This window comes from Aeromonas sp. 11P, from assembly GCF_051920165.1.
Classification (GTDB): Bacteria; Pseudomonadota; Gammaproteobacteria; order Enterobacterales; family Aeromonadaceae; genus Aeromonas; species Aeromonas veronii.
In genome coordinates, this window is sequence record NZ_JBQBDJ010000004.1 from 2450547 (window position 1) to 2475978 (window position 25432).

The 25432-nt window shown below is 60.6% G+C and carries 21 protein-coding genes and 1 pseudogene; 6 read left to right on the plus strand and 16 right to left on the minus strand.

The window, feature by feature from the left end:
- Positions 1–22: 22 nt before the first annotated feature.
- Positions 23–919 carry a 30S ribosomal protein S6--L-glutamate ligase gene (gene rimK, locus ACTG1P_RS11260; protein WP_005340088.1) on the minus strand — a complete coding sequence of 299 codons (897 nt, stop codon included), beginning with the start codon at positions 917–919 and terminating at the stop codon, positions 23–25.
- Between the two features lie 231 nt (positions 920–1150).
- Positions 1151–4846, minus strand: coding sequence for a methionine synthase (gene metH / locus ACTG1P_RS11265; protein ID WP_440001308.1), 3696 nt, complete (start codon positions 4844–4846; stop codon positions 1151–1153).
- A gap of 216 nt (positions 4847–5062) precedes the next feature.
- Between metH and ACTG1P_RS11270 the strand changes: the two genes are divergently transcribed.
- A complete protein-coding gene (locus tag ACTG1P_RS11270; protein ID WP_019446508.1) occupies positions 5063–6340 on the plus strand; it encodes a cation:proton antiporter in 1278 nt (425 codons plus the stop codon).
- A 506-nt stretch (positions 6341–6846) separates the two neighbouring features.
- Positions 6847–7023 (plus strand): hypothetical protein, encoded by a 177-nt coding sequence (locus tag ACTG1P_RS11275; RefSeq protein ID WP_005340085.1) that lies wholly within the window; start codon positions 6847–6849, stop codon positions 7021–7023.
- A 154-nt stretch (positions 7024–7177) separates the two neighbouring features.
- On the opposite strand, the gene ACTG1P_RS11280 is transcribed toward ACTG1P_RS11275, so the two are convergent.
- Both ACTG1P_RS11280 and ACTG1P_RS11285 read right to left on the minus strand, forming a co-directional pair.
- A complete protein-coding gene (locus ACTG1P_RS11280) occupies positions 7178–7675 on the minus strand; it encodes a GNAT family N-acetyltransferase (RefSeq protein ID WP_042081371.1) in 498 nt (165 codons plus the stop codon).
- 128 nt (positions 7676–7803) lie between these two features.
- Positions 7804–8625, minus strand: a complete 822-nt coding sequence (locus tag ACTG1P_RS11285; RefSeq protein WP_019446506.1) for an HDOD domain-containing protein — start codon at positions 8623–8625, stop codon at positions 7804–7806.
- A gap of 169 nt (positions 8626–8794) precedes the next feature.
- Between ACTG1P_RS11285 and ACTG1P_RS11290 the strand changes: the two genes are divergently transcribed.
- Positions 8795–9061 (plus strand): hypothetical protein, encoded by a 267-nt coding sequence (locus ACTG1P_RS11290; RefSeq protein ID WP_005348674.1) that lies wholly within the window; start codon positions 8795–8797, stop codon positions 9059–9061.
- 72 nt (positions 9062–9133) lie between these two features.
- On the opposite strand, the gene aphA is transcribed toward ACTG1P_RS11290, so the two are convergent.
- Positions 9134–9853: an acid phosphatase AphA gene (aphA, locus tag ACTG1P_RS11295; RefSeq protein ID WP_440001309.1), complete on the minus strand. Its 720-nt coding sequence runs from the start codon at positions 9851–9853 to the stop codon at positions 9134–9136.
- A gap of 106 nt (positions 9854–9959) precedes the next feature.
- A pseudogene (locus tag ACTG1P_RS11300) lies at positions 9960–10633 on the minus strand (ATP-binding protein).
- A 166-nt stretch (positions 10634–10799) separates the two neighbouring features.
- Here ACTG1P_RS11300 and ACTG1P_RS11305 point away from each other — a divergent pair.
- The 3 genes from ACTG1P_RS11305 to ACTG1P_RS11315 all read left to right on the plus strand — a co-directional run bounded on the left by ACTG1P_RS11305 (position 10800) and on the right by ACTG1P_RS11315 (position 13336).
- Positions 10800–12113, plus strand: a complete 1314-nt coding sequence (locus ACTG1P_RS11305; RefSeq protein ID WP_440001310.1) for an MFS transporter — start codon at positions 10800–10802, stop codon at positions 12111–12113.
- Between the two features lie 139 nt (positions 12114–12252).
- On the plus strand, positions 12253–12969 hold the full coding sequence (locus tag ACTG1P_RS11310; RefSeq protein ID WP_440001311.1) for a MarC family NAAT transporter: 717 nt from the start codon (positions 12253–12255) through the stop codon (positions 12967–12969).
- A 163-nt stretch (positions 12970–13132) separates the two neighbouring features.
- Complete coding sequence (locus ACTG1P_RS11315; RefSeq protein ID WP_005340062.1) at positions 13133–13336, plus strand: hypothetical protein; 204 nt, start codon at positions 13133–13135, stop codon at positions 13334–13336.
- Between the two features lie 132 nt (positions 13337–13468).
- Here ACTG1P_RS11315 and tldD read toward each other — a convergent pair whose 3' ends face one another.
- From tldD to ACTG1P_RS11365, 10 genes are all read right to left on the minus strand, one after another.
- Entirely contained in the window at positions 13469–14917 is a 1449-nt protein-coding gene (tldD, locus tag ACTG1P_RS11320) for a metalloprotease TldD (RefSeq protein ID WP_440001312.1), read from the minus strand.
- A 133-nt stretch (positions 14918–15050) separates the two neighbouring features.
- Complete coding sequence (locus tag ACTG1P_RS11325; RefSeq protein WP_440001313.1) at positions 15051–15869, minus strand: carbon-nitrogen hydrolase family protein; 819 nt, start codon at positions 15867–15869, stop codon at positions 15051–15053.
- A gap of 19 nt (positions 15870–15888) precedes the next feature.
- A complete protein-coding gene (locus ACTG1P_RS11330) occupies positions 15889–16476 on the minus strand; it encodes a nucleotidyltransferase domain-containing protein (protein ID WP_440001314.1) in 588 nt (195 codons plus the stop codon).
- Positions 16473–16805, minus strand: a complete 333-nt coding sequence (locus ACTG1P_RS11335; protein WP_278169725.1) for a Dabb family protein — start codon at positions 16803–16805, stop codon at positions 16473–16475. The genes ACTG1P_RS11330 and ACTG1P_RS11335 overlap by 4 nt, the downstream gene beginning before the upstream one ends.
- A 34-nt stretch (positions 16806–16839) precedes the next feature.
- Positions 16840–20733 (minus strand): YhdP family protein, encoded by a 3894-nt coding sequence (locus tag ACTG1P_RS11340; RefSeq protein WP_440001315.1) that lies wholly within the window; start codon positions 20731–20733, stop codon positions 16840–16842.
- Positions 20734–22203, minus strand: coding sequence for a ribonuclease G (gene rng, locus ACTG1P_RS11345; protein WP_005340056.1), 1470 nt, complete (start codon positions 22201–22203; stop codon positions 20734–20736).
- 95 nt (positions 22204–22298) lie between these two features.
- Entirely contained in the window at positions 22299–22886 is a 588-nt protein-coding gene (locus tag ACTG1P_RS11350) for a Maf family protein (protein WP_440001316.1), read from the minus strand.
- Positions 22887–22888: 2 nt separating this feature from the next.
- On the minus strand, positions 22889–23374 hold the full coding sequence (gene mreD / locus ACTG1P_RS11355) for a rod shape-determining protein MreD (RefSeq protein ID WP_005340054.1): 486 nt from the start codon (positions 23372–23374) through the stop codon (positions 22889–22891).
- Complete coding sequence (gene mreC, locus ACTG1P_RS11360) at positions 23374–24264, minus strand: rod shape-determining protein MreC (protein WP_005340053.1); 891 nt, start codon at positions 24262–24264, stop codon at positions 23374–23376. The genes mreD and mreC overlap by 1 nt, the downstream gene beginning before the upstream one ends.
- Positions 24265–24306: 42 nt before the next feature.
- On the minus strand, positions 24307–25347 hold the full coding sequence (locus ACTG1P_RS11365; RefSeq protein WP_005340051.1) for a rod shape-determining protein: 1041 nt from the start codon (positions 25345–25347) through the stop codon (positions 24307–24309).
- Positions 25348–25432 lie beyond the last annotated feature (85 nt).

Here is a 25432-nt window from a genome sequence, read left to right on the forward strand (position 1 = left end):
CTGGCTACTGCAAGCCCGAGGCTCACTCCGCCGGTTTGTTCTTGCGGCTCGCCTTGAGTTCGAGGAACTCGATGATCTTGCCGGCCACATCCTTGCCGGAGGCGGCTTCCACCCCTTGCAGGCCGGGGGAGGAGTTGACCTCCAGCACCAGCGGGCCGCGGGCGCTGCGCAGGATATCTACCCCCGCTACATCCAGCCCCATGATCTTGGCGGCCTGCACCGCGGTAGCGCGCTCTTCCGGGGTGATCTTGATCGCCTCGGCGGTGCCGCCACGGTGCAGGTTGGAGCGAAACTCCCCCGGCTGGGCCTGACGGCGCATGGCCGCAACAACCTTGCCGTTGACCACCAGACAGCGGATGTCGGCACCATTGGCCTCGCGGATATACTCCTGCACCAGAATGTTGTTGTTGGTCTGGATAAAGGCCTCGATCACGCTCTCGGCGGCTTTCTGGGTCTCGCAGAGCACCACGCCAATCCCCTGGGTTCCCTCCAGCAGCTTCACCACCAGCGGCGCCCCGCCCACCATGGTGATGAGGTCGGGCACGTCGTGGGTGCTGTGGGCATAGCCGGTGATGGGCAGGCCGATACCATGGCGGGAGAGCAGTTGCATCGCCCGCAACTTGTCGCGGGAACGACTGATGGCCACCGAGCTGTTGAGGGCCATGGTGTTCATCATCTCGAACTGGCGCAGCACGGCGGTGCCGTAGGCGGTAATGCTGGCACCGATCCGCGGGATCACGGCGTCATAGCTTCCCAGCTCCCCACCCTCGTAGTGAATGGAGGGGTTGTGGGAAGCGATGTTCATATAGCAGCGCAGGGTGTCGAGCACCTCTACCTGATGACCGCGCGCCTGTGCCACCTCGACCAGACGGCGGGTGGAGTAGTTTTTCGGCTCACGGGATAAAATGGCGATCTTCATGACAATTCCGCTAGAAGGCTATGCCTGGGCAGGATGGGGCGGGAGAGTATAAGGTGCCACAGCGCCAAGACAACGCCAATTGTTTATCCTGACAACAAGACAAACCACACCAAACCGCACGCTACCACATCACTGTGACCAACAGGTTAAACGGCGGCTCTGCGCAGGTTGTTCAACCCGTGCAAGGATGCCGCCGTTTCTCGTTAAAGATCAACCGATGTCACGCGGGAGTCAGTTCAGGTTTGGCCCCAGCCAGCGCTCGGCCTCGGCCAGCGTCATCCCCTTGCGAACGGCGTAATCTTCCACCTGATCTTGCTGGATCTGCGCCACCGCAAAGTATTTGCTCTCGGGATGAGAGAAGTACCAACCCGATACCGCCGCCCCCGGCCACATGGCGTAGGATTCGGTGAGCTGCATGCCGATAGCCTGCTCGACATCCAGCAACTCCCAGATGCTCCCCTTCTCGGTGTGCTCCGGGCAGGCCGGATAACCGGGGGCCGGGCGGATGCCCTGATAGTTCTCGCGAATGAGCTCCTCGTTGCTGAGGGCCTCGTCGGGAGCATAACCCCAATGTACCTTGCGCACCTGCTCGTGCAGATACTCGGCAAAGGCTTCGGCCAGACGGTCGCACACCGCCTGAATAAGGATGGCATTGTAGTCGTCGTGCTGCGCCTTGTAGGCCTTGGCGATGGCCTCCTCACCGATGCCGCCGGTCACCGCGAAGGCGCCGATCCAGTCGGGCTTGCCACTCTCTTTCGGCGCCACATAGTCCGCCAGACAGTAGTTGGGGAAGCCCTGCTTCTCGCTCTGCTGGCGCAGGTGATGCAGCACCTTGATGACCTCGGTGCGCGACTCATCGCTGTAGACCTCGATGCTGTCCCCTACCGCGTTGGCCGGGAACAGGCCGACCACCCCGGCGCAGCGCACGCTCTGATCCTTTTCCAGCTGATCCAGCATGGCGTTGGCGTCGGCAAACAGCTTGGTCGCTTCCTCGCCGATGATCTCGTCCTCAAGGATGCGCGGATACTTGCCCGCCAGCTCCCAGCTGAGGAAGAACGGCGTCCAGTCAATGTAGGGGCGCAGCACCGAAATGGCCACATCTTCGAACTTCTGCACTCCGAGCTCGCGGGGCTTGGGTGGCTGGTAGCCAACCCAGTCCAACTGATGCCGGTTGGCGCGGGCATGAGCCAGACTGACCGGGCGGGAGCGTGGCTGCTTGCGGGCATGCTGATCCCGGGCGATCTCGTACTCCTTGTCGATGCGGGCGACAAACGCCTCCTTGAGATCCGGACTAAGCAGGCTCTGGGCCACCCCTACCGCGCGGGAGGCGTTGGAGACATAGACCACAGGCTCCGAGTAGTTCTGCTCGATCTTCACCGCAGTGTGTGCCTTGGAGGTGGTAGCGCCGCCGATCAGCAGCGGCAGCTTGAAGCCCTGACGCTCCATCTCCTTGGCCACATGCACCATCTCGTCCAGCGACGGGGTAATGAGACCCGACAACCCGATGATATCGGCACCGACCTCCCGCGCCGTCTTGAGAATCGTCTCGCAGGAGACCATGACCCCTAGGTCGACAATCTCGAAGTTGTTGCACTGCAGCACCACCCCGACGATGTTCTTGCCAATGTCGTGCACATCCCCTTTCACGGTCGCCAGCACGATTTTGCCGTTGCTGGAGCCGCCCGATTTTTCCGCCTCGATATAGGGCTGCAGATAGGCCACCGCCCGCTTCATCACCCGCGCCGACTTCACCACCTGCGGCAGGAACATCTTGCCCGCACCGAACAGGTCGCCGACCACGTTCATGCCATCCATCAGCGGCCCTTCGATGACGTGCAGCGGCTTCTCGGCGCCAGCGCGCGCCTCTTCGGTATCCTCTTCGATAAAGTCGGTGATCCCCTTGACCAGCGCGTGCTCCAGCCGCTTGCCCACCGGCCAGCTGCGCCACTCCTGATCCCGCGGATCCTCAGCCTGGGCACCGGCACCACGATACTTCTCGGCGATGGCCAGCAGCTCCTCGGTGGCGTTGTCATTGAGGTTGAGCACCACCGCCTCGACCTTCTCTTTCAGCTCCGCCGGAATGTCTTCATAGATGGCGAGCTGACCGGCGTTGACGATCCCCATGTCCATGCCGTTCTTGATGGCGTGGTAGAGGAAGACGGCGTGAATGGCTTCGCGCACCGGCTCGTTGCCGCGAAACGAAAACGAGACGTTGGAGACGCCGCCGGAGATCATGGCGTGGGGCAGGTGCGTTTTGATGTCCTTCACCGCCTCGATGAAGTCCACCGCGTAGTTGTTGTGCTCGTCGATGCCGGTCGCTACCGCGAAGATATTGGGGTCGAAGATGATGTCTTCCGGCGGGAAACCGACCTGATCCACCAGGATCCGGTAGGCACGCTGGCAGATCTCGAACTTGCGGGCGCGGGTATCGGCCTGACCCGCTTCATCGAACGCCATCACGATGACGGCGGCGCCGTAGCGGCGCAGCAGTTTCGCCTGCTGAATGAACTTCTCCTCCCCCTCTTTCATGGAGATGGAGTTGACCACCGGCTTGCCCTGCACGCACTTGAGGCCCGCTTCCAGCACCTCCCACTTGGAGGAGTCGATCATCACAGGCACCCGGGCGATATCCGGCTCACCGGCGATGAGGTTCAAGAAGCGCACCATGGCCGCTTCGGCGTCCAGCATCCCCTCGTCCATGTTGATGTCGATGATCTGGGCGCCGTTCTCCACCTGCTGCTTGGCCACGTCCAGGGCCTCGTCGTAGAGTCCCTCCTTGATCAGCCGCTTGAACTTGGCCGAACCGGTAACGTTGGTGCGCTCACCCACGTTCACGAACATGGATTCGGGGGTGATGATGAGGGGCTCGAGGCCCGACAGACGACAGGCCACCGGCAACTCGGGCAGCACGCGCGGCTTGATGCCCGCCACGGCGTCGGCCATGGCGCGGATATGGGTCGGGGTGGTGCCGCAGCAGCCGCCGACCATGTTGAGAAAACCGCTCTGGGCCCACTCGCGGATATGCTCCGCCATCTCGACTGCGTCGAGATCGTACTCGCCGAACGCATTGGGCAGACCGGCGTTGGGGTGGGCGCTGACGCAGGATTCGCTGATGCGCGACAGCTCCTCCACATACTGGCGCAGCTCATCGGGCCCCAACGCACAGTTGAGGCCGAACGATACCGGTTTGACGTGGCGCAGCGAGTGATAGAAGGCTTCGGTGGTCTGGCCGGAGAGGGTTCGGCCGGAGGCATCGGTAATGGTGCCGGAGATCATCACCGGCAGGCTGTAGCCCAGCGCCTCGAACACCCCTTCCACCGCGAAGGCAGCGGCCTTGGCGTTGAGGGTATCGAAGATGGTTTCGATCAGGATGATGTCGGCGCCGCCCTCGATCAGGGCGTGGGTCGATTCGGTGTAGGCGGCCACCAGCTGGTCATAGGTGACGTTGCGCTTGCCGGGATCGTTCACATCCGGCGAGATGGAGGCGGTGCGGTTGGTGGGGCCCAACACCCCTGCGACGAAACGCGGCTTGGCGAGATCTTTTGCCGTCCACTCGTCTGCCACGGCGCGGGCCAGACGGGCGGCTTCCCGGTTGATCTCGGCCGAGAACTCTTCCATCTCGTAATCGGCCATGGCGATGCGAGTGGCGTTGAAGGTGTTGGTCTCGAGAATGTCGGCCCCGGCAGCGCAATACTGCTCGTGGATCTCGCGGATCACCGCCGGACGGGTCAGCACCAGCAGATCGTTGTTGCCCTTGATGTCGGTATGCCAGTCAGCAAACCGCTCACCCCGATAATCCGCCTCCCCCAGCTTGTAGCCCTGGATCATGGTGCCCATGGCCCCGTCGATGATCAGGATCCGCTCCCTGAGGCAGGCTTCCAGCTTCTTTGTTACGTCCGACTGCTTGCTCGGCTCTCTGCTCGACATTACGTTCGACACCGCGTGTTCCTCTTACATCCATGCAACTGCGTAAACAGCATCCTAACAGCAAACAAATAAAATGGAAATCTAGCCGTCTATCAGTCCAAATTCACCACCATATACTCATTTATGGGTAATGAGTAACATAGGGCCCGAGAGTAACCTATGCCCGTCCTGCATAGGGATACGTGCTTGCTGTCTACCAACGAGAAAAAAATAACTATGAGCGTCTACTACACACTCTGTTTTCTGGCAGCGTTGGCGATTTTTATCGCCTTTGCCAACCAGTATGTTGTGAAGATCCAGACCACCATCGCCATTACTGCGGGCTCCATGCTGATCTCCGCACTGCTGGTGCTGTTTGGCAAACTGGGCTGGTTCAACCTGGAACCTCTTGCCGTCAAGACCATGGAGAGCATCGACTTCCAGAACTTCCTGCTGAAGGGGATTCTGGGCTTCCTGCTGTTCGCCGGTGGCCTTGGCATCAACCTCAAGGCGCTGCGTAGCCAGAAGTGGGAGATCACCATTCTGGCCATCATTGCCACCCTGCTCTCCACCTTCCTCATCGGCTACGGCTTCTGGTTTATCGCCAAGCTGCTGGGCTGGGAGTTGCCGCTGGTCTACTGCATGCTGTTCGGCGCGCTGATCTCCCCCACTGACCCGATTGCCGTACTGGCTATCGTCAAGAAGATGAAAGCGCCACCCCAGATCGCCATCCAGATCGAAGGGGAATCCCTGTTCAACGACGGTGTTGGCCTCGTCATCTTCGCTACCGTGTTTGCCGTCGCCTTTGGCGGTGTCGAGCCCACCTTCGGCAGCGTGGCCGGTCTGTTCCTGCACGAAGCCCTCGGTGGCATCCTGTTCGGCGCCGTGCTGGGCCTCATCGCCCACGTGATGATCAGCGCCACCGATGACGGTTCATTGGAGCTGCTGCTGACCCTCTGCATCCCGACCGCCGGCTTTGCTTTTGCCAACATGATCGGCGTCTCCGGCGCACTGGCCATGGTGGTCACCGGCATCATGATCGGCAACTGGACCCGTCACTCCGGCTTCTCCGAGCAGAGCAGCCATCACCTGGATCATTTCTGGGAGTTGATGGACCAGTTCCTCAACGCCCTGCTGTTCCTGCTGATCGGTCTGGCGCTGGTTCTGCTGGATCTCGCCTGGCGTGACTGGATCCTGCTGGTCATTGCGGTGCCGCTCTGCCTGGGCGCCCGCTTTATCAGCGTGTCGCTGCCCTATGTGGCTTTCCGCCGATTCCGCAATTACAACACCTTCTCGGTACGGATCCTCACCTGGGGTGGCCTGCGCGGTGGTCTGGCGATGGCGATGGCACTGGCACTCCCCTCCGGCGTCATGATGATCCCGGAACATGGCGTCGATCTGCGGGAGGTCATCCTGGTGATGACCTACTCGGTGGTGATGTTCTCCATCGTGGTGCAAGGCATGACCATCACCCCGATGATCACGGCCGCCAAGAAGGCCTGTGGCGACTACTGAGTCGGCCCACTGTGCTGATTACAGAATGAGAGAGGGCTCCCGCCGGGAGCCCTCTTTTTATGGCGAATAGTTGCGAATATTTGCTGCTGATAGCCCCTTAATTACACAGCGGAAAAGCGTACTGACTTCAACATCGGCAAATTATTGTTTGCTTTTTATTCATTTCGAGGAGAGAATGCGCCCCGGCTAGTTAATCAGCCCTGTTTATGTTTATCCTGCAATGCTTCACCTCACGATGAATCCTGCCAGTACCCGCATAACCTTCTTCTGATTTACTCGCCTTGAGAACCGTCAGGCTGTCTGCCTGCGTTGCCCGGCTCTCACGGTGCAGACCCGATCTGCCCACCCAATTTGATTTATGCATCAGCATATTCCTTGAAAGTGCAGACGCCCCTTAACCGGGCTGGGTATTCCTGCGCGCTTGTCGTTCACCCAATCGACCGCGCCCATTGACCTGACATTTGCCAATACAAGGAGCAAACACCTAATTTATATAGAGAAATACCATGATGAAAGCAGTACAAACACACAAGCCCCTGCGTCGCAGCAAGCCCATCAACCTGCCTGTGCAAGAGCACGACAATGATGCGTTTCTGATCCAGTTCAGCACCCGCTTCAGCGGCGGTTTCGCCATCTCCTGTGATGGGATCGCTGGCGAGTTCTCCATCGAAGACCTCAACTGATCCTGCCTGCCCTCCGGCAGCGACCGATGCAGACAGGCCGCAACTCACGGCGGCCTCTTTGCTTCTCTCACGCCTTTAGCCAGATCCAGGCTCTTGCTTGTCACTCAATTTGACCAGCCACCTCGCCATTCGCTTTTCCGCTCTCTGACCCTGATCACTGCTCCAGCAGCAGGCACTCATCGGCATCTTCGCTCAACTTGACCAGTCGACTGCGCACCAACCCCAGCTTGGCCAACAGGCCGATGGAACGCTCGTTGCCCGGAGTGACGATGGCAACTACCTGCCCGATCCCCAACCGGCTTTTGCCATCGGCAAGAGCGGCCTGCGCCGCTTCAATGGCGTAGCCCTGACCGCGATATTGCGGCAGGAAGGCGTAACCGATATCGACCTGCTCCAGGGTATCGCGCTTGATCAGGCCGCAGATACCGAGGCTGACACCATCCTCCTTGCGCTCCACCAGATAGAGCCCATGACCATAACGGGCATAGCTGACTGCCGGCCCTTGCTGGATATACTCCTGCGCCTGTTCGAGGGTGCGAATGCCCCGATCACCGATGTAACGATAAAAGTCGCCGTCATTGAGCAGCTCAAGGATGAAGGGGGCATCGGTGGCGATCATTTCGCGCAGGATCAGGCGGGAGGAGGCAATCATGGCAAGGGCTCTCTAACGGAAAGTGAAGGGCAAAGAGTGCCCCGTCACTCCCGGGCTGGCAAGCCTGTGGCACCATCAGACATGAAAAAGGGGCCGCGTTGGCCCCTGATGAGATGGGATAAACGGGCTCAGGCAGCCAGCAACCCGGCATAGCCATTACCCTGCTCGCGCAGCGCAGTGAATTGGGCAGCGCAATCGGCCCAGCTCAGCCCCAGCGCATCTGCCACCTTGTGGGGCCACTCGGGGGGCGCCTCTTCCCCCACATCGGATTGCGCAGCCAGCACGATCGCCAGATGGATCAACCCGGCCTCGGGAGAGAACTCCTTGGCCAGCATGGGGTTGTAGTGATACTCCACCGCATTGCTGATGGTCTCGGGGAACTTCCAGTAGCGTGCCATGGCCGCCCCGACCTGGGCATAGTTGAAGCCGACCACCAGCTCTTCAGCCTTGGCCCGCCCTTTGTGCAACTCCAGATCGTGAATGTGGTGGACGGTGTTTTCCGGCAAGCCTACGTGCATCACCAAGCGGCCGAGATCGTAGAGCAGGGCGCAGGTAAAGACCTCATCTCCCTTCATCCCCTTCTTCACCGCCAGACGACGGGCCAGCTCCGCCACGTTGAACACGCAGCCCCAGAAATGTTTGAGGTCAATGCCGGGCACCGCAGTGACCGATTCGGTGAGCCCGCAGGCCAGCACCATGTTGCGCACCATCGCCAACCCCAGCCGCACCGCGGCTTCATTGACGGTGCCGATCTGACGACTGCTGCCGAATTTGGCCGAGTTGGCTAGCCGCAGCAACTTGGCGGAGATGACAGGGTCCTTGTTGATCAACTTGCTGATCTTGAGCAGATCCGGATCCTTTTCATTGAAGGTCTGGATCAAATCGCGCATCACTTCCGGGATCTGGGGCAGTAGCTTGGGCTCGGCCAGCAGGGAATCTATCGTGGGCATAGGCGTGTCCATCCATGTTATCTGTGTTCCAACCTGTTTGCCTTGGCAAACTCCTCCTAATTATGGGTAACAAATGGCCTCCTCATCGGATTGTTTATTCGCTGGCCATTCAAGGTGTTAGTCACATTCAGGCTATACTGGCCGCCACATTCACTGTTGCGGATATCCCATGAACGACACTCAGGAATTTTTTGATGAAGACGCGCTGCTGGAGATGGTGGAGAACCAGCTCAACGACGGTCACCCGCCCCATGTGAAGGCGACCCTGATGCGGCTGGTAATGAAGGGCACCCCGCGAGAAGAGGCGCTGCAATATATCGCCTGCGCCCTCGGTGCCGAGCTGATGGCGATGGAGGCCGATCAGGGCCCCTTCAATCTGACCCGTTACGGCGAGTTCCTCGACAGCCTGCCCGAGATGCCGTGGGCAGACGACTGACCCGAGCTGGATGACGGATGCAAAAAGGGCGGGTGCCAATGGCCCCGCCCTTTTGCATGGATCCACTCCGGATCAGAACTGGGAGTTGATGATCACCTCTTCCCCCAGCGCCCCTGCCAACGGCAGTGGCCGATAGCTGGAGTTGGCGGCCCGCAGCAGACGAATGCCGCGAATGCCGACCTCCTGCGCCGCCTTGATATCCCCATCGGCGTCGCCGTAGAACAGCTTCATCTGCTTATCCTTGAGCCATTGCACCTTGGTGTTCTGGCCCGGCTGATCACCGGCGAAGATCACCGGATTGAGCTTGTCGGCCGGAATATTCATGGTCTGCTGCAAGGTCTGGCTCACAGTTTCGGTCTTGGTGGCCGAGCGGCCGGTGACGAAATAGATGTGGTCTCCGCGCTTGAGATGCATGGCGATGAGCGCCTTGCCCACCTCTTTCGGCATGCTGAACGCATCCCAGCCATTGTTCATCTTCTCCCAGAAGGCAGGGTTCTTCAGGTAGCTCTCGTCGTTGGGGGAGAACTCCTGCTTGCCGCGATAAAAACCCGGGCTGGAGAAGAGCAGGGTATCGTCGATATCAAACCCGACCGCCATCGGGGGCAGGCCATCCAGACTCTTGGCAATCTGCTCCACTGACACCCAGTGGATCGGCGCCTGCTGGGCCAGAGTGACGGTGGTGACACCGGCAGGGATCGGCTGAACGGTAGCGGCTTGACCCGCCACAGCAGGCAGAGAGAGGGCGGCAGCCAGCAAGGAGGCAAGCAGCGCCGGACGAGAGACGTGTTTCATAAGGCAGGTTGTCATCTTGAATCAAAAGAGGGGGCCAATAGTGCCCCCATCCCGCCTATCAAGTCTGTGAATGCTCCTGCAAAAGGGAGTATTTGACGCCCGATAATTAATCTTCGATTGGCAGCAGATCGGTAAAGACAAAGCCGTCGCGCAGCACTGTCTCGCCGACCCGAATGCCAAGCGGACGGGAGAACATGGGGCCATCATAGGCCAGGGTGTGAAACTCGCCGTTCTCGCCACATGGGTCAACGCCCTCCGGCAGCGCCGCCAGCAGTGCCTCGTCAAAATCGTGGCCCCCCAGGCTGGCATCCAGCTTGTTCGGGTCGAGAGCACTGATCCGCGCCTTCAATCCAGCGGCCACCATCTGCGGCGCCAGTTCACGGGTATTACTGCCCCACAGCGGGAACAGTGGTTCGATGCCGGTGCCTGCCAGCTGCTTTTCACGGTAGGCGCGCACATCCTCGAGGAACAAGTCGCCAAAGGCCATATGGCGGATCCCCTGTGCACCACATCGGCGATAAAGCCGGTCATGATGCGGGCGTAATCCTCGTTGCTGCAGGGCCAGGGCAGATCGATGGTGATGAGAGGCAGCCCGACGCAGGCGGCCTGCTCGGTCAACAGCTGCTTGCGCACCCCGTGCATCGCTACCCGCTCGAATGCCTGATTGAGGGTGGTAAACAGCCCCACCACCTCGATGGCGGGATCTTGCCGCAACTGATGCAGTGCCCATGCGCAATCCTTGCCGCTGCTCCAGGAGAGCAGTACCCGTTTCTTTTCCATCATTCCTCCGCCAGCGGGGCATTCGGATTGCCCCAAAAAGATGCAAGACAGTGTTGCGAATTGCGCGATTTACACACAAGAGGCAGGCAGCATACTCTCGATCACCTGTATATGCCCCTTGTCCGGGGTGACAATAACTAAAAAAACCGATGGGAAACATACGGATATGACCACGACCACACAACAGCACGATCACGCCCGCCCCCTCAATCGACAGGATTACAAAACTCTGAGTCTGGCTGCCCTCGGCGGTGCGCTGGAGTTTTACGACTTCATCATCTTCGTCTTCTTCGCCGTGGTCATCGGCGAGCTGTTCTTCCCGGCCGATATTCCCGAGTGGCTGCGCCAGTTCCAGACCTTCTGCATCTTCGCAGCCGGTTATCTGGCCCGCCCGCTCGGCGGCATCATCATGGCCCACTTTGGCGATCTCATCGGTCGCAAGCGGATGTTCACCCTCAGCATCATCATGATGGCGCTGCCGACTCTGTTGATCGGTCTGCTGCCCACCTATGCAGTGCTCGGCATCGGCGCACCCATCGCCCTGCTGGGACTGCGGATCCTGCAAGGCGCCGCCATCGGCGGTGAAGTGCCCGGCGCCTGGGTATTTGTCGCCGAGCACGTCCCTGCCCGTCGAGTCGGGGTCGCCTGCGGCACGCTCACGGCGGGATTGACGGCCGGCATCCTGCTCGGCTCCCTCATAGCCACTGCGGTCAACAAGAGCCTGACCCCGGCCGAAGTGAGTGACTGGGGCTGGCGGGTGCCCTTCCTGCTGGGCGGTATCTTCGGCATCGTCGCCATGTACCTGCGCCGCTGGTTGCACGAGACCCCGGTCTTCGCCGAGATGAAAGCCAACAAGACCCTGGCTGATGAGCTCCCCCTCAAGTCGGTGCTGCGCAACCACAAGAGCAGCGTGGTGGTCTCCATGCTGCTCACCTGGCTGCTCTCCGCCGGTATCGTGGTGGTGATCCTGATGACCCCGACCTATCTGCAGAAGGTCTATGGCATCAGTCCGGCTGACGCCCTGACCGCCAACTCGCTGGCCATCGTGGCCCTGACCCTAGGCTGCATCGTCTATGGCCGACTGATCGACCTGCTGGGCAGTGGTCTCACCTTCATGTTCGGCTCCCTGCTGCTGGCGGGCTCCAGCTACGCCTTCTATCACGGTCTGGCGGCCGGTACGAGTCAGCTGGTGCCGCTCTATATGCTGGCGGGCTTTGCGGTCGGGATTGTCGGCGCCGTGCCTTACGTGATGGTCAACGCCTTCCCGCCGGTAGTGCGCTTCTCCGGTCTGTCGTTCTCCTACAACGTGGCCTACGCCATCTTCGGCGGCCTCACTCCGATGGCGGTGACCCTCTGGATGAAGAGCGACATGCTGGCCCCCTCCCACTATGTGGTGAGCCTGTCTGTACTGGGTTTCGCTATCGGTCTCTGGCTCTGGTTCCAGCAACGAGCCGTCCGGCAGCAGCCACAACCGGCCTGAGCCAAAGCCCCGAACCCGGTTCGGGGCTTTTTTGTACTGCTTGCGTTCAGGTAGACCAGCATAAAATATGCCCCCTCTTGAGTCGGGCGACGGCCTTGCTCAAGATATTCCCATTCATCCCTGCTATCAGAGGCTCAACATGTTCTTTCAGGTCGTCTTTCTCACCTTGCTGGCACTGCTGCCCATGGTCAACCCGCCCACCACGGCCACTCTGCTGCTGGGACTGAGCAAGGGGATGTCGCGCGAGCATGTGCGCCGTCAGGTCAAGCTGGCCGCTATCTATCTCTTCTGCACCCTCTGCATCACCTTCTTCATCGGCTCTTCCATCCTGGATCTGTTCGGGATCTCCATCCCAGGTCTGCGCCTGGCCGGTGGTCTCATCATCGGCTTTATCGGTTTTCACATGCTGTTCCCCGCCCCAAGCCAATCCAGCGGTGTGGATATCAACCAGAGCATTGCCTTCGTACCGCTCACTATGCCCAGTATGTGCGGGCCGGGCACCATGGCGCTGGTGATCAGCGGAGCCGCCCAGATTGCCGAGTTGCCAGCCGAATACGAACGTCTGCCCATCTATGGCGGTGTGGTTACGGCATTCGCCCTTATGAGCCTGATCAGCTGGGGCGTGCTCAAACTGGCGGATCCGGTTTGCAAGATCCTGGGCGCCACCGGCATCGATGCCATGACCCGCATCATGGGCTTCCTGCTGGTCTGCATGGGTATGCAGTTCTGCATCAACGGCATCAAGGAAGTTGCGCAGGATCCGGTATTCCATGGTGCACCTGCGGTTCAAACAACCCCCAATTTGCCACAGATGGACGGCCATTTTGATCAACTGCCGAAGCCGCACCAGCAGTGATTGAAAACGGTATCAAAAAGTCCCTGACGATCTGCACTGATCTTGTCCCTGATCATGTTATTGACACACAAATGAGTTAGTTTGTTTTTCATACAGACTGTATTCAGATGGACGCTGATAGGTTTGTTGATGAATACCCACTCAACTTCAGGAGAGTATGCAGATGGACAAGATGCTGACCGAAATAGGGAGCCATAGCCTGTTTCACGAGTACCTGAACGTGGTTGGGATTGCGAGCCCATCCCTCGCCAAGATCGAGCAACGCTGGGAATATAAAGATCAAGAGCAGCTGGTTGCCAAAATCCAGATCGACAAACAGGGTAACGCTCGCTATTTCATCGACGCCCGCGCCATATCCGTCAACTGATACCGAATAACCCGCCAGCCCCGGTCCAACGACCGGGGCTTTTTGTTGCCTGTGGTTCCCTGAATAGCAAAACCCCGGCAAGAGCCGGGGTTTGAATGCGTCGGGTTACGCTGCTGCGCGGCTAACCCAAACCTACGAAGTGCCACCCACGGTGAGCTGATCCAGTTTGAGGGTGGGTTGGCCGACACCGACCGGTACGCTCTGCCCCTCCTTACCGCAGATGCCAACCCCGCGATCCAGCGCAAGATCGCTGCCCACCATGGAGACCTGGCTCATCGCTTCTGGGCCGTTGCCGATCAGGGTCGCGCCCTTGATGGGAGCGGTGATCTTGCCATCCTCGATGAGGTAAGCCTCGGAGGCGGAGAAGACAAACTTGCCGGAGGTGATGTCCACCTGACCGCCGCCGAAGTTGGGGGCATAAATGCCCTTCTTCACCGAGGCGATGATCTCGGCCGGATCATACTGACCCGTCAACATGTAGGTGTTGGTCATGCGCGGCATCGGCATGGCGGCGTAGGATTCGCGGCGGCCGTTGCCGGTGAGCGGCACACCCATCAGGCGGGCGTTCTGCTTGTCCTGCAGGTACCCTTTGAGGATGCCGTTCTCGATCAGCACGTTGTAGCCACCTGGCGTCCCCTCGTCATCGATGGAGACGGAGCCGCGCCGACCCGGCAGAGTGCCATCATCGACGATGGTGCAGTGCTTGGAGGCCACCTGCTCGCCGATACGGCCAGCAAACGCGGAAGAGCCCTTGCGGTTGAAGTCCCCCTCCAGACCATGACCTACCGCCTCGTGCAGCAGCACGCCGGGCCAGCCGGAGCCCAGCACCACCGGCATGGTGCCGGCTGGCGCGTCGATGGCTTCGAGGTTGACCAACGCCTGACGCACCGCTTCACGCACATAGCCAAAAGCGCGGCTCTCCAGCCCGTCCAGTTCGAGGAACCAGTCGTAACCAAAGCGGCCACCGCCACCGGCACTGCCGCGCTCACGGCGATCACCCTTCTCGGCGATCACGGTCACCGACAAACGCACCAGCGGACGCACATCGGCGGCCAGGGTGCCGTCGGTGGCGGCCACCAGCACCTCTTCGTAGACGCCGCTGATGGAGGCCATCACCTGATTGATGGCGGGATCCAGACTCCTAGCGAACTTGTCCATCTGCTCCAGCAGGGCGATCTTCTGGTGCTTGTCGAGGGTTTGCAGCGGATCCATGGCCGGATAGAGCAGGTTTGCGGAGGTTCTGGCCCACGCCTTTACCTTGCCGTGAGCACCGGCAGCGGCGATGCCGCGGGCGGCAGTCACCGACTGTTGCAGCGCCAGCAGGCTCAGCTCGTCCGAGTAGGCAAAGCCGGTCTTCTCGCCACTGACGGCACGCACCCCCACCCCCTGATCGATGTTGTAGCTGCCATCCTTGACGATGCCATCTTCCAGCATCCAGGACTCGTGCCAGCTGCGCTGGAAATAGAGATCGCCGAACTCCACCTGATGGCTCATCAGGCTGCCGAGCAGCTGCTGCAGGCGCCCTTCGTCGAGATCGTTTGGGGCCAACAGGGAGGCACTAACCTGGCTCAATAGACTCAATCTTCTTCTCCACTCTCGTAACGAGCTGTTTTAAATCGTCTTGCCGACGGGTTGGCAACAAGCCACACCATCACAACAAACGGGCATGCTCCAGCACGGGCAAACGGCTGCGTTTCAATTTTTCACCACACCATCAGAGCAAACGGGCGTGTTGCAGCACTGGCATGGTGCGTTTCAATTCGTCGATAAGCCCGGGCTCCATCTGCGCCAGCACTGTGCCGCGCCCGGACTCTTTGCTCGCCAGCACCCGGCCCCAAGGATCGATCACCATGCTGTGGCCCCAGGTCTGGCGCCCCGTTTCGTGAGTGCCGCCCTGATTGGCCGCGACTACGTAGCACTGGTTTTCGATGGCGCGAGCCCGCAGCAGCGGCTCCCAGTGCGCCTCGCCGGTCACGGCGGTAAAGGCGGCAGGCACCAGCAGCACGCGAGCTCCAGCTCGGGCCAACTGGCGGTAGAGCTCGGGAAAGCGCAAATCATAACAGATCGAGAGGCCGAGGGGACCAAACGGGGAGTCCACCAGCACAGGTGCATCCCCCGGGCTGAAGGTCTCCGACTCCCGATAGCGGCCGTGATTGTCCGCCACATCCACGTCGAACAGGTGGATCTTGTGGTAGTGGCCCCTGAGCTCACCGCCTGGGTCAAACACCAGCGAGCTGGTGTGGATATGGTCGGAACCTGCGATGGTGGTCGGCATTCTTGTCGGCATAGCCCCGGCCACCAGCCAGATGCCGTAATCTCGTGCCCATTCGGCCAGCTGCTGCTGGATCGGGCCCTCACCTATGGTCTCGGCCCCATCCAGATAACCCTGCCGTTCGCCAAACAGGGCAAAGTTCTCCGGCAACAGCACCAGTAGCGGCCGCTCTTTGGGCAAGGCGGCCAGCTCGGCGGCGATCTGCTCCCGGTTATCCTGCCAGTGACGACCAGATACCAGCTGTATTGCGGCTAACCACATGACGTTCTCCTTGTCCGCGTTAATCGCGATCCACTATATTCGGGTCTTTATCCATCTCGGCCAGCATCTTGCGAAGATGATGCCGGACCAATCCCCGCTGCCCCCGCTCCGCCCATTTGAGGCAATCGAACAACTCCCACACCAGACCATCCCCTTCGGCCATATAGGCAGGAAAGTTCCAATGGCTTGGGGCAGGGCCAGATACCTCAAGCGCACCAAGGGAGGAAGTTTTATCGAACAGTGGCAAATAAGGTTTGGCAAGGGGGAACTCAGCCCCCCGATCAAGGATGTGGATCTCGATGCTGGACATGTCGAGGAATATGAATCGCCAGTATGAACAGACCTCTTCATGTCTTCCTTGCCAGCAGTGAAAGATGGGCCGCTCCCCCACAATGGTGCGCACCAGTTCGTCTCCTTGCTTATGGAAGCCGGGCTCGGCCAGCAGCAAGAGATCGACATCGGATACCCGGTCTGCCTTGCCCTTGGCGAGCGACCCAACCACTACCCCGGCATCAATCGCAGGATGGGCTGCGCCATGTTTCATAACCGACTCCAGCAGTGCGCGCTGCAGTGGCGGGATGGCAGCCCAGTGCTCATTCACCATCATAACGGCCCCTCTGACACAACCCGATCCCCTGCCTGCAGGGTGTAATCCAGCACTATGATGCGCTCCAGCACCGGACGGAAGATGGCCTTGAGGGCATCGTGATCAGGATGGGGCAGATAGCGCTGACGGGCCGCTTCGTCGGCGAAGGTCATCAGCACGCTGTGGGTAAACCCCTCGGCCCGCCCCTCCGGGCTGTCATCCCGACCCCACTCCACGGCGGTCACGCCGCTAACCTGATGGGGAATGGCGAGAAAGGCGGTACGCACCGCATCTATCTGGGCAGGCAGGGTGCCCGGCTTGAAGGCGATCAGCAGGATATGTCGGATCATGGCTCACTCCTTGTGATGGTGTCGTGCCGCTCGTTCAGCGCTGAGCGGGCCCCGCGTGTTTGGGGCTCAGCAGGAAAGGGGTCACCTCTTGGGTCGGCAGGCTGGGGGCAACGGCATCTACCGCCTCTTTCTGCTGCTGGTTGAGCTTGATGCGCGCGCGATCTCGTCCCGCCTCGATCAGCTTGGGTGCGTCGAGCGGGCCCGAGATGCGAAAATCGATGCGGGTCACCACATCCACCACCGGCTCCAGCAGTTTGGAGAGGGCCAGCACATAGAGCCCCGTGACCGGCGTGATGGAGAAGGCCGCCACCACCGGCAGGGTGCCCCCCAGATTGGGGGAGAAGCTCAGCTCGTAGTCGAGCTGCCAGCGCACCAGATCGGCGATCCCCTCGCCGCGAAGGTTGCCTGCCGCCCCCTTCATATAGAAATCATCGTTGCTGACCTGCCCCTGCTTGATGGTGGCAGAGGCGGACATGGATTCGAAGTAGAAGCCCTTGTCGAACACATCGCGAAAATCGAGCCGCAGTTTGCGCAGCAGGGAGTCGAGACTGAGCAGGGAGAGCAGTCGCGCCCCCTTGTCGTTGACCTCCCGCAGGGTGCCGCCCTCCAGCTGATAGTTGGCACTTCCCCCCAGGGTCGGCAGACTCGGGCGGTAGGGCACATCCTGCCAGTTCAGATCAAAAGCGAGGGAGCCTGGGGCATCGCCGATGGGCGAGGTGTAGCCGAGCCGCTTGAGCAGCAGTTCGCTGTTGTTGCTGGTCAGCTTGCCACGAGCGCGGGTCTCCATCCGGTTGCCATCGGCCAGCCAGTCGACGCTGCCGGTGAGCTGACTCCCCGCCAGCTGCATATCCAGCCCCTTGAGGGTCACCTTGTTGGCGCCGGGCACCAGCTCCCCTTTCACTTCACCGAGCGGCTGCTCTCCAAAACGGCAATCGACACAGCTGAATGTCAGCCAGGGGATCGAGGCCATGATGGCGTTGTCCTGTTTGGCATCGGGATCCGGGCTGAGATCCGAACTCTTGCCAGACCAGTAGATGCGGGCAAACTTGGCATCCACCGGGCGATTGGCCACTGCGGGCAGGCGGATCACCCCCATCACATCGGGGCTGTCGATCATCACCTCGGTCGCCTGATTGGTCGGCCCCACGGTGAAACGCGCTGCCTTGAGGGTGGCACTGCCGATATAAGCGCGAGCCAGCTGTCCATCCACCCACCACTCCTGCGGCAGGAAGGCGGGGCCGACCACCGCATTGCCGGTCTGGTTCTGCGCTGGCAGCCATTGCTTGAGTCGTGCCAGCCAGCCGCCCACATCGGCCTCCTGCTGGTTGATGGCGAGCAGCATGGGGGCATCACGCATTACCCGGGCGCCCGGCTGACCCACATCGACCCGCACCCGACTGAGATAAGGCACCCCTTCGCCGTAGACCAGTCGGGTCTGCATATCCACATCAGCCCCCAGCACGGCACGAATGTCGGCGCTGCCATCCCGGCCACGGGCGATCACCTTGAGCGGAAGCCGGCTGGCACTGCTCTTGACCAGCGGCAACGGCAGATCCAGCCCCATCCCCTGCAGATTGGAGTCGAGCGCCAGCTGGAAGCTGAACGGCTTGCTGTCGGGCAAGGTCAACCCAAGCTTGCCGCCCCAGTTGCTGCGGCCGTTGAGAATACCGAATGAAGAGATGGCGGCGGGCTGGCGGCGGCTATCCCACTGCCCCTTGAAATCGAGGTCGACCTGATAGTGATCCGGATGCTGGCGCCCCTGATAGTCGAGGGTCAGCGGCTGGTTCCACAAACTCGCCTTGAGGTTGCTGAAGCGGGTCTGTTCGTTGTCATATTCGAGACGCCCCTGCACCTTATCCAGCGGCAGGTCCAGACTGGCGACCCGCACCTTGTTGTTGCTGAAGGTGGCATCGCCGCTCGCCTTGACCTCGCTCTCGCCATCGAGAGGAATATCGAGCTTGACCGAACCGGCCATCGGGCCGCGGATCTCGATCTCCCGCAGCGCCTGTCCCACCGAACTGCCCAGCGGGGAGTCCTGCAGGTAGTCGCTGATGGCCTTGCCTTCCCCCTGCACCTTGGCATCCACATAGAGGTGGGCACCGGGGGAGAGATCCGGGATCCAGGCATGCACCGAGTCGGAGCTCGCCTTGCCGAGTTTGGTGGATCGGCTGCGCATATCGAGACCGGCATTCTGGAACAAGAGATCGATCTGCAGGTCGGTGAGCGGTTGCCAACCGGGGAAGAACTCGTAGGTAGCCTGCTCCAGCGGCACCGCCACCTGGAAGATGCCCTTGCCGTTGTCGTAGGGAAAGTCCCTGAACTCGCCATACCAGAGCAGGTCGGCCCCCTTGGCCTTGCCCCCCTTGATGGCGCCGCTCAGGTAATCCACCAGCCCCTTGTCCATCGCCTGCAGCGGGAAGTAGCGATCCGCATGGCCCGCATTCTTCACATCGATGCGGCCGGTCAGGGCGAGGAAAGGGTGCTCGAACAGATCGAGGCGGAAACGGCTGGCCAGGGTCAGATCCGGGTTATCCAGCGCAATATCCTGCCCGTAGAGCACCCAGCCCTGTTCCTCGCGCCACCAATCGAGGCGGGCCGAGAAGTTGTCGACCGGGATCGGCATCTTGAAGTGACGGGCGGGATCCACCTTGTCGTTCGCCAGCGCCAATCTGGCGCTACCGCCGGTCGGGGTAAGCCAGAATTCGCCGTTGAGATCCTGCATCCCGGGTATATCCTGCCAGGCCTTGAGGCGCACCTTGCTGAAGCGGCCACTGAGGGAGAGATCCTGCCAATTGGCGTTGGCCAGTAGCGTCAGATCCTGCACCGAGCCCTGCGGATTGGTCTGGCGCAGGGTCTCGCAGAGCGTCGGGTAGAGCGCCGAGCCCAGCTGGCTGATCTGGGTGATCTTGTCGAACTCGATGCTGGGCAAATAGCCCTGCACCCGATCCCCGATCCGCTCCAGCTGCAAGCGGCTCTGCAACCAGGGTTTGCCGTCCAGCTTGAAGGTGACGTTGTGGCTGGCCAGCTGCCAGTCGGTGCCATCGCGGCGCAGCTGGATCTTGCCGCCATCGAGGCCGAAGCGGTGCATCTCCCCTTTCTTGGGATCCTTCCAGATCAGGTAGTTGTTGCCAAACGCCAGCAGGGTATTGCCCAGCTTGCCACTGTCAAACTCGCTCCAGAGCTGGAAGTCGAGCTGACCGGCAACCCTGGGTTCGCCCGCATGGATCTTGGCCAGGGTCGGGGTGATATCGAGCTGGCGGGCCCCCAGATAGAGCTGACCCTTGAGGCGATCGAGCCGGGCAGTCGGGGCGTCCACATCCAGAATCAGATCGAGGGTGCTCTCGCCCACCCCGTTGATCAGATAAGCCTTGCCGACCCCCTGATGGCGCTTGCCACGGTTCTGCCAGCGCAGTTGGGCGATATCGAGCGCCCGCATGTTGCCTAACGCCGTGGTGACGCTGAGACGAGTGTTGTGCACATCGAAGGTAGAGAGCTGGGTCAGCAGAAAGCGCAGCAGGGCGCCCTGCTGGGGATCGCCGGAAGGGCTGTCGTCAGCCGGTTGGCGCAAGTCGATGGTGATATCGCCATCGCTCAGGATCAGCTCGCCAAAGACCGGCTTTAGCTCGTTAATGGTGCGCCAGAAGTCGAGGTGCACCCAGGCTTTGCCGAGCTGTACGGTAAAACGCCCCGAATCCGGGGCGATGGCGAGTTGCTGCAGTTCGAGGGCGGGCCCGGATTGTGTCCAGTCCAGCCCCACTTGCTCCACGCTGACCTTGAGTTGTGAATCACCCAGCAGAGTGTGGATCAGACTCTCCCGATATTGATTCAGCAAAGGACCCCCGACCCGTACCAAGGTGACCAGCATGGCCATCAGTACGAACAGGACCCCCAGGGCCAACCAGCCCCGACTCAGCCAGCGATAGACCAATTACATCATCACCACGTCGAACTGCTCCTGACCGCAGAGGGGTTCGCTCACTACCCGCACCTGCTTGCCGATGAACACTTCCAGCTCAGCCAGACTGTGGGACTCCTCGCCATGGAGGTAGTCGGCCACAGCCGGGGCCGCGTAGACGGTGAACTGATCCGCATCGTAGGCACGATTGACCCGAATGATCTCCCGCAGGATCTCGAAGCAGACCGACTCCACCGTCTTGACCCGGCCGCGCCCTTTGCACTCGGGGCACTCGGAGCAGAGCACATGCTCCAGACTCTCGCGGGTGCGCTTGCGGGTCATCTCCACCAGACCGAGCTGGGAGAAGCCGTTGACGTTGGTCTTGGCACGATCCTTTGACAGCGCCTGCTCCAGACTGTGCAGCACCCGGCGGCGATGATCCTCGGACTGCATATCGATGAAGTCGATGATGATGATGCCGCCAAGGTTGCGCAGGCGCAGATGACGGGCGATGGCCGCCGTCGCCTCGACGTTGGTGTTGAAGATGGTCTCTTCCAGATTGCGATGGCCGACAAAGGCGCCGGTGTTGATATCCACCGTGGTCATGGCTTCGGTCTGGTCGATGATGAGGTAGCCGCCGGATTTCAGCTCCACCTTGCGCTCCAGCGCCCGCTGGATCTCGTTCTCCACGTCGTAGAGATCGAAGATGGGCGACTCGCCTGGGTAGTACTCCAGCTTGCTGGCCAGCTCAGGCACGTACTCTTCGGTGAAGCGCTTGAGCTGATCGAAGCTCTGGCGCGAGTCAACTCGGATCTTGTCGAGCTCGGCACCGACGAAGTCGCGCACTACACGGAATGCCAGACTGGGATCCTCGTAGAGGATCTTGCAAGGTGGATACTTCTGCTTGCGCTCGAGGATCTTGCGCCACAGGCGTTTCAGGAAGGCGGCATCCTGCTCCAGCTCCTGCTCCCCCACCCCTTCGGCGGCGGTGCGAATGATGTAGCCACCCAGTTCATCCACATAGCCGGCCACGGTGCGCTTGAGGCGCTCCCGCTCTGCTTCGGACTCGATACGTTGGGAGACACCGACGTGGGCACTGCCCGGCATAAAGACCAGATAGCGGGATGGCAGGGTGATATCGGTAGTGAGACGGGCACCCTTGGTACCCAGCGGATCTTTCACCACCTGCACCATGATGTCCTGCCCCTGACGCACCAGCTCGGCGATGTTACCGACCTGGAACTGCTCCTTCTCCTTCACCGCCACACACTCGGTGTGAGGGACGATATCAGAGGCGTGCAAAAAGGCTGCCTTGTCCATGCCGATATCGACGAAGGCCGCCTGCATGCCGGGCAGCACCCGGCTGATCTTGCCTTTGTAGATATTGCCCACGATGCCGCGTTTGGCCTGACGTTCTACATGCACTTCCTGCAGCAGACCGTTTTCGACCAGAGCGACCCGGGTTTCGGAGGGGGTAACGTTAACCAGCAGTTCTACCGACATAAGTAACCTTGCCTGTTCCAGTTTTGAATTCTATAGAGCCAATCCGGTACAACGCGCGCAAGGGAGAAACGCAGCAGAGCACAGCTGACGGGAAATTATTTGAGCTGTTCCAGATGATGCTTGATCAGCAGGTCTGTCTCCAGCAGGGGCAGACCGACCACGGCGCTATAGCTCCCTTCGATGCGGCTGACAAACTTGCCGGCAATACCCTGAATACCATAAGCCCCGGCCTTGTCACAGGGCTCACCGGTCTGCCAGTAGGCCTCGATCTCGGCCTCGTCCAGCTTGCGAAACGCCACGTTGGTGGTGACCAGACGCACGTCACAACGATCCTTGCTGGCCAGCGCCACCGCCGTCATCACCTGATGCACCTTGCCGGAGAGGGACTCCAGCATATCTTTGGCATCCAGCAGATCGGACGGTTTCTCCAGTACCCGGTCGCCCAGCACCACTATGGTGTCGGCACCCAGCACCGGCAACGCCGTCGGCGCACACGCCACACCCGCCATCGCCTTGTCACGGGCGAGACGGCAGACGTAATCCTGCGCCTTTTCACCCTCTTCCCGCTGCTCGGGCACATCCAGTTTCAGCACATCAAAGCGGTAGCCAATCTGGGTCAGCAGTTCACGGCGACGGGGAGAAGCCGAGGCGAGATAGAGTTGTGGTTCGTTGTTTTTGTTCATATTTACCTGATATTGAAGCGGCGCCGCACCTTGCGCAGCACCAGAAACACCCAGGGCCATATTAGCATCGTCGTCAACGTCGACCAAAAGTAGGAGAAGTTGAGACTGGCCTGGCTGAACAGATGCTCGGCCCAGAATACCGTCATTTTACCCACCAGCGAGAGGCCACCGATGATCAGTGCCTGCTGCCAGAGGGAGAAGTTGCGGATCTTCTGGAACTGGAAGGCCGCCAGATAGGTGGTGATGGCCATCGCCATCGCCCGCACGCCGAGGGTGCTGCCAAGCAGCACATCCAGCAGCAGACCGGCCACCCAGGCGGTACCGACGTTGGTCCGGTGCGGCAAGGCCAGTGCCCAGTAGATGAGCACCATGGCCAGCCAGTCCGGGCGGAAGGGGTCAAATTCGAAAGGAAGCGGCAGGATCGACAGGCTCAAGGCCAGCAGGATCGAGATCCAGATCCAGATCCTGCCGCTGGCGGGTTCTAGCATTAGCGGGTGGCTCCTGCAGCGGACGCAGCGGGAGCCGCCCGTTCGCCATCCTCATCGTGTACTTCAGGCTTCTTGTCGGTCCACAGCAGCAGCAGATAACGCAGTCTGTCCAGCTCCACCAGCGGCTTGGCCTCGACCTGAGCAAAGGGCTTGCCCTCCACATACTCGGAACGGGTTACGGTCGCCACCGGATAACCTTCCGGGAAGCGGCCACCCAGACCTGAGGTGACCAGCAGATCACCCACCTGAATATCGGTATTGCGCGGCAGGTTGCGCAGCTCAAGCTTGTCGAGCTCACCACTGCCGGAAGCAATGGCGCGCAAGTCGTTGCGCAGTACCCGCACCGGAATACCGTGGCTGGAGTCGGTGATCAGCAGCACGCGACTGGTGGTGGAGCCCACGTGGAGCACCTGACCAATCACCCCCTGATCGTTGATCACCGCCTGACCGTTGTAGACGCCATCCAGCGCCCCCTTGTTGATCAGCACCTGATGGCTGAAGGGGTCGGAATCCACCGATAGCAGCTCGGCCACCATCTTGCGGGACTCCTTGTGCACCGGCGAACCGAGCAGCTCACGCAGCCTTTGGTTCTCGTGCTCCAGCTGATCCATTTTGAGCAGACGGGCACGCAGGGTAAACAGCTGTTGCTCCTGCTGCTTGGTCTGCTCGATGAGATCGGCGCGGGTCTGCACCTGGGTCGACATGGTGTCGAGCAGGGTACCGGGCGCATTGGCCATGTATTGCAGGGGACTGACTAACGAACTGAGGTAGACGCGGACATGGGTAAACACACCGAAGCGGGAATCCGCGACGATGGCAGCGATGGAGATGATGACGGCGAGAAACAACCGTAACTGAAGCGAAGGGCCTCTACCAAAAATGGGTTTCATGGGTCGTCAAAAAAGAGCCGGCACGCTGGCCGGCTTTGGGTCTTATTCGTAGTGGAACAGATCGCCACCGTGCATATCGATCAGCTCCAGCGCCTTGCCGCCGCCACGGGCCACACAGGTGAGGGGATCTTCGGCCACGACGACAGGAATGCCGGTCTCTTCCATCAGCAGACGGTCGATATCTTTCAGCAGTGCGCCACCACCGGTCAGCACCATGCCGCGCTCGGAGATGTCGGAAGCCAGTTCCGGCGGAGACTGCTCCAGCGCCACCATGACGGCAGCCACGATACCGGACAGCGGCTCTTGCAGCGCTTCCAGGATTTCGTTGGAGTTGAGAGTGAAGCTGCGCGGTACACCTTCAGCCAGGTTGCGACCACGGACTTCAATCTCGCGCACCTCTTCGCCCGGATAGGCGGAGCCGATCTCGTGCTTGATGCGCTCGGCAGTCGCTTCACCGATCAGGCTGCCGTAGTTGCGACGGACGTAGCTGATGATCGCCTCGTCAAACTTGTCGCCACCGATACGGACGGACTGGGAGTAGACCACACCGTTCAGAGAGATGATGGCCACTTCAGTGGTACCACCACCGATATCAACCACCATGGAACCGGTCGCTTCGGATACCGGCAGGCCGGCACCGATGGCAGCAGCCATAGGCTCGTCGATCAGGTAGACCTCGCGGGCACCAGCGCCCAGTGCGGACTCCTTGATGGCGCGACGCTCAACCTGGGTTGAACCGCACGGTACACACACCAGCACACGCGGGCTGGGGCGGAAATAGTTGTTGTCGTGAACCTGTTTGATGAAGTGCTGCAGCATCTTCTCGGTCACGTAGAAATCGGCGATCACGCCATCTTTCATCGGGCGGATTGCGGAAATGTTGCCCGGGGTACGGCCCAGCATCTGCTTGGCGGCATGACCGACAGCAGCGACCGATTTGGCGTTCCCGCGCTCTTGGCGAATGGCGACAACTGAGGGTTCGTTAAGGACGATCCCTTGATCTTTTACATAGATCAGGGTGTTGGCAGTTCCCAAATCGATCGACAGATCGTTGGAAAAGACGCCTCTGAGCTTTTTGAACATGGCTACGGGAAATCCTAAGAATTTGGAGGTGCAGAAAACCGGCTAACTTTACCAATGCCCACCCCAATGGGCAAGCGCTCAAACT

What these genes read in the sequence shown, in the direction of transcription:
- rimK (WP_005340088.1), bottom strand. Translation starts at nt 919, where the DNA reads ATGAAGATCGCCATTTTATCCCGTGAGCCGAAAAACTACTCCACCCGC.
- metH (WP_440001308.1), bottom strand. Translation starts at nt 4,846, where the DNA reads ATGTCGAGCAGAGAGCCGAGCAAGCAGTCGGACGTAACAAAGAAGCTG.
- ACTG1P_RS11270 (WP_019446508.1), top strand. Translation starts at nt 5,063, where the DNA reads ATGAGCGTCTACTACACACTCTGTTTTCTGGCAGCGTTGGCGATTTTT.
- ACTG1P_RS11275 (WP_005340085.1), top strand. Translation starts at nt 6,847, where the DNA reads ATGATGAAAGCAGTACAAACACACAAGCCCCTGCGTCGCAGCAAGCCC.
- ACTG1P_RS11280 (WP_042081371.1), bottom strand. Translation starts at nt 7,675, where the DNA reads ATGATTGCCTCCTCCCGCCTGATCCTGCGCGAAATGATCGCCACCGAT.
- ACTG1P_RS11285 (WP_019446506.1), bottom strand. Translation starts at nt 8,625, where the DNA reads ATGCCCACGATAGATTCCCTGCTGGCCGAGCCCAAGCTACTGCCCCAG.
- ACTG1P_RS11290 (WP_005348674.1), top strand. Translation starts at nt 8,795, where the DNA reads ATGAACGACACTCAGGAATTTTTTGATGAAGACGCGCTGCTGGAGATG.
- aphA (WP_440001309.1), bottom strand. Translation starts at nt 9,853, where the DNA reads ATGAAACACGTCTCTCGTCCGGCGCTGCTTGCCTCCTTGCTGGCTGCC.
- ACTG1P_RS11305 (WP_440001310.1), top strand. Translation starts at nt 10,800, where the DNA reads ATGACCACGACCACACAACAGCACGATCACGCCCGCCCCCTCAATCGA.
- ACTG1P_RS11310 (WP_440001311.1), top strand. Translation starts at nt 12,253, where the DNA reads ATGTTCTTTCAGGTCGTCTTTCTCACCTTGCTGGCACTGCTGCCCATG.
- ACTG1P_RS11315 (WP_005340062.1), top strand. Translation starts at nt 13,133, where the DNA reads ATGGACAAGATGCTGACCGAAATAGGGAGCCATAGCCTGTTTCACGAG.
- ACTG1P_RS11325 (WP_440001313.1), bottom strand. Translation starts at nt 15,869, where the DNA reads ATGTGGTTAGCCGCAATACAGCTGGTATCTGGTCGTCACTGGCAGGAT.
- ACTG1P_RS11330 (WP_440001314.1), bottom strand. Translation starts at nt 16,476, where the DNA reads ATGATGGTGAATGAGCACTGGGCTGCCATCCCGCCACTGCAGCGCGCA.
- ACTG1P_RS11335 (WP_278169725.1), bottom strand. Translation starts at nt 16,805, where the DNA reads ATGATCCGACATATCCTGCTGATCGCCTTCAAGCCGGGCACCCTGCCT.
- rng (WP_005340056.1), bottom strand. Translation starts at nt 22,203, where the DNA reads ATGTCGGTAGAACTGCTGGTTAACGTTACCCCCTCCGAAACCCGGGTC.
- ACTG1P_RS11350 (WP_440001316.1), bottom strand. Translation starts at nt 22,886, where the DNA reads ATGAACAAAAACAACGAACCACAACTCTATCTCGCCTCGGCTTCTCCC.
- mreD (WP_005340054.1), bottom strand. Translation starts at nt 23,374, where the DNA reads ATGCTAGAACCCGCCAGCGGCAGGATCTGGATCTGGATCTCGATCCTG.
- mreC (WP_005340053.1), bottom strand. Translation starts at nt 24,264, where the DNA reads ATGAAACCCATTTTTGGTAGAGGCCCTTCGCTTCAGTTACGGTTGTTT.
- ACTG1P_RS11365 (WP_005340051.1), bottom strand. Translation starts at nt 25,347, where the DNA reads ATGTTCAAAAAGCTCAGAGGCGTCTTTTCCAACGATCTGTCGATCGAT.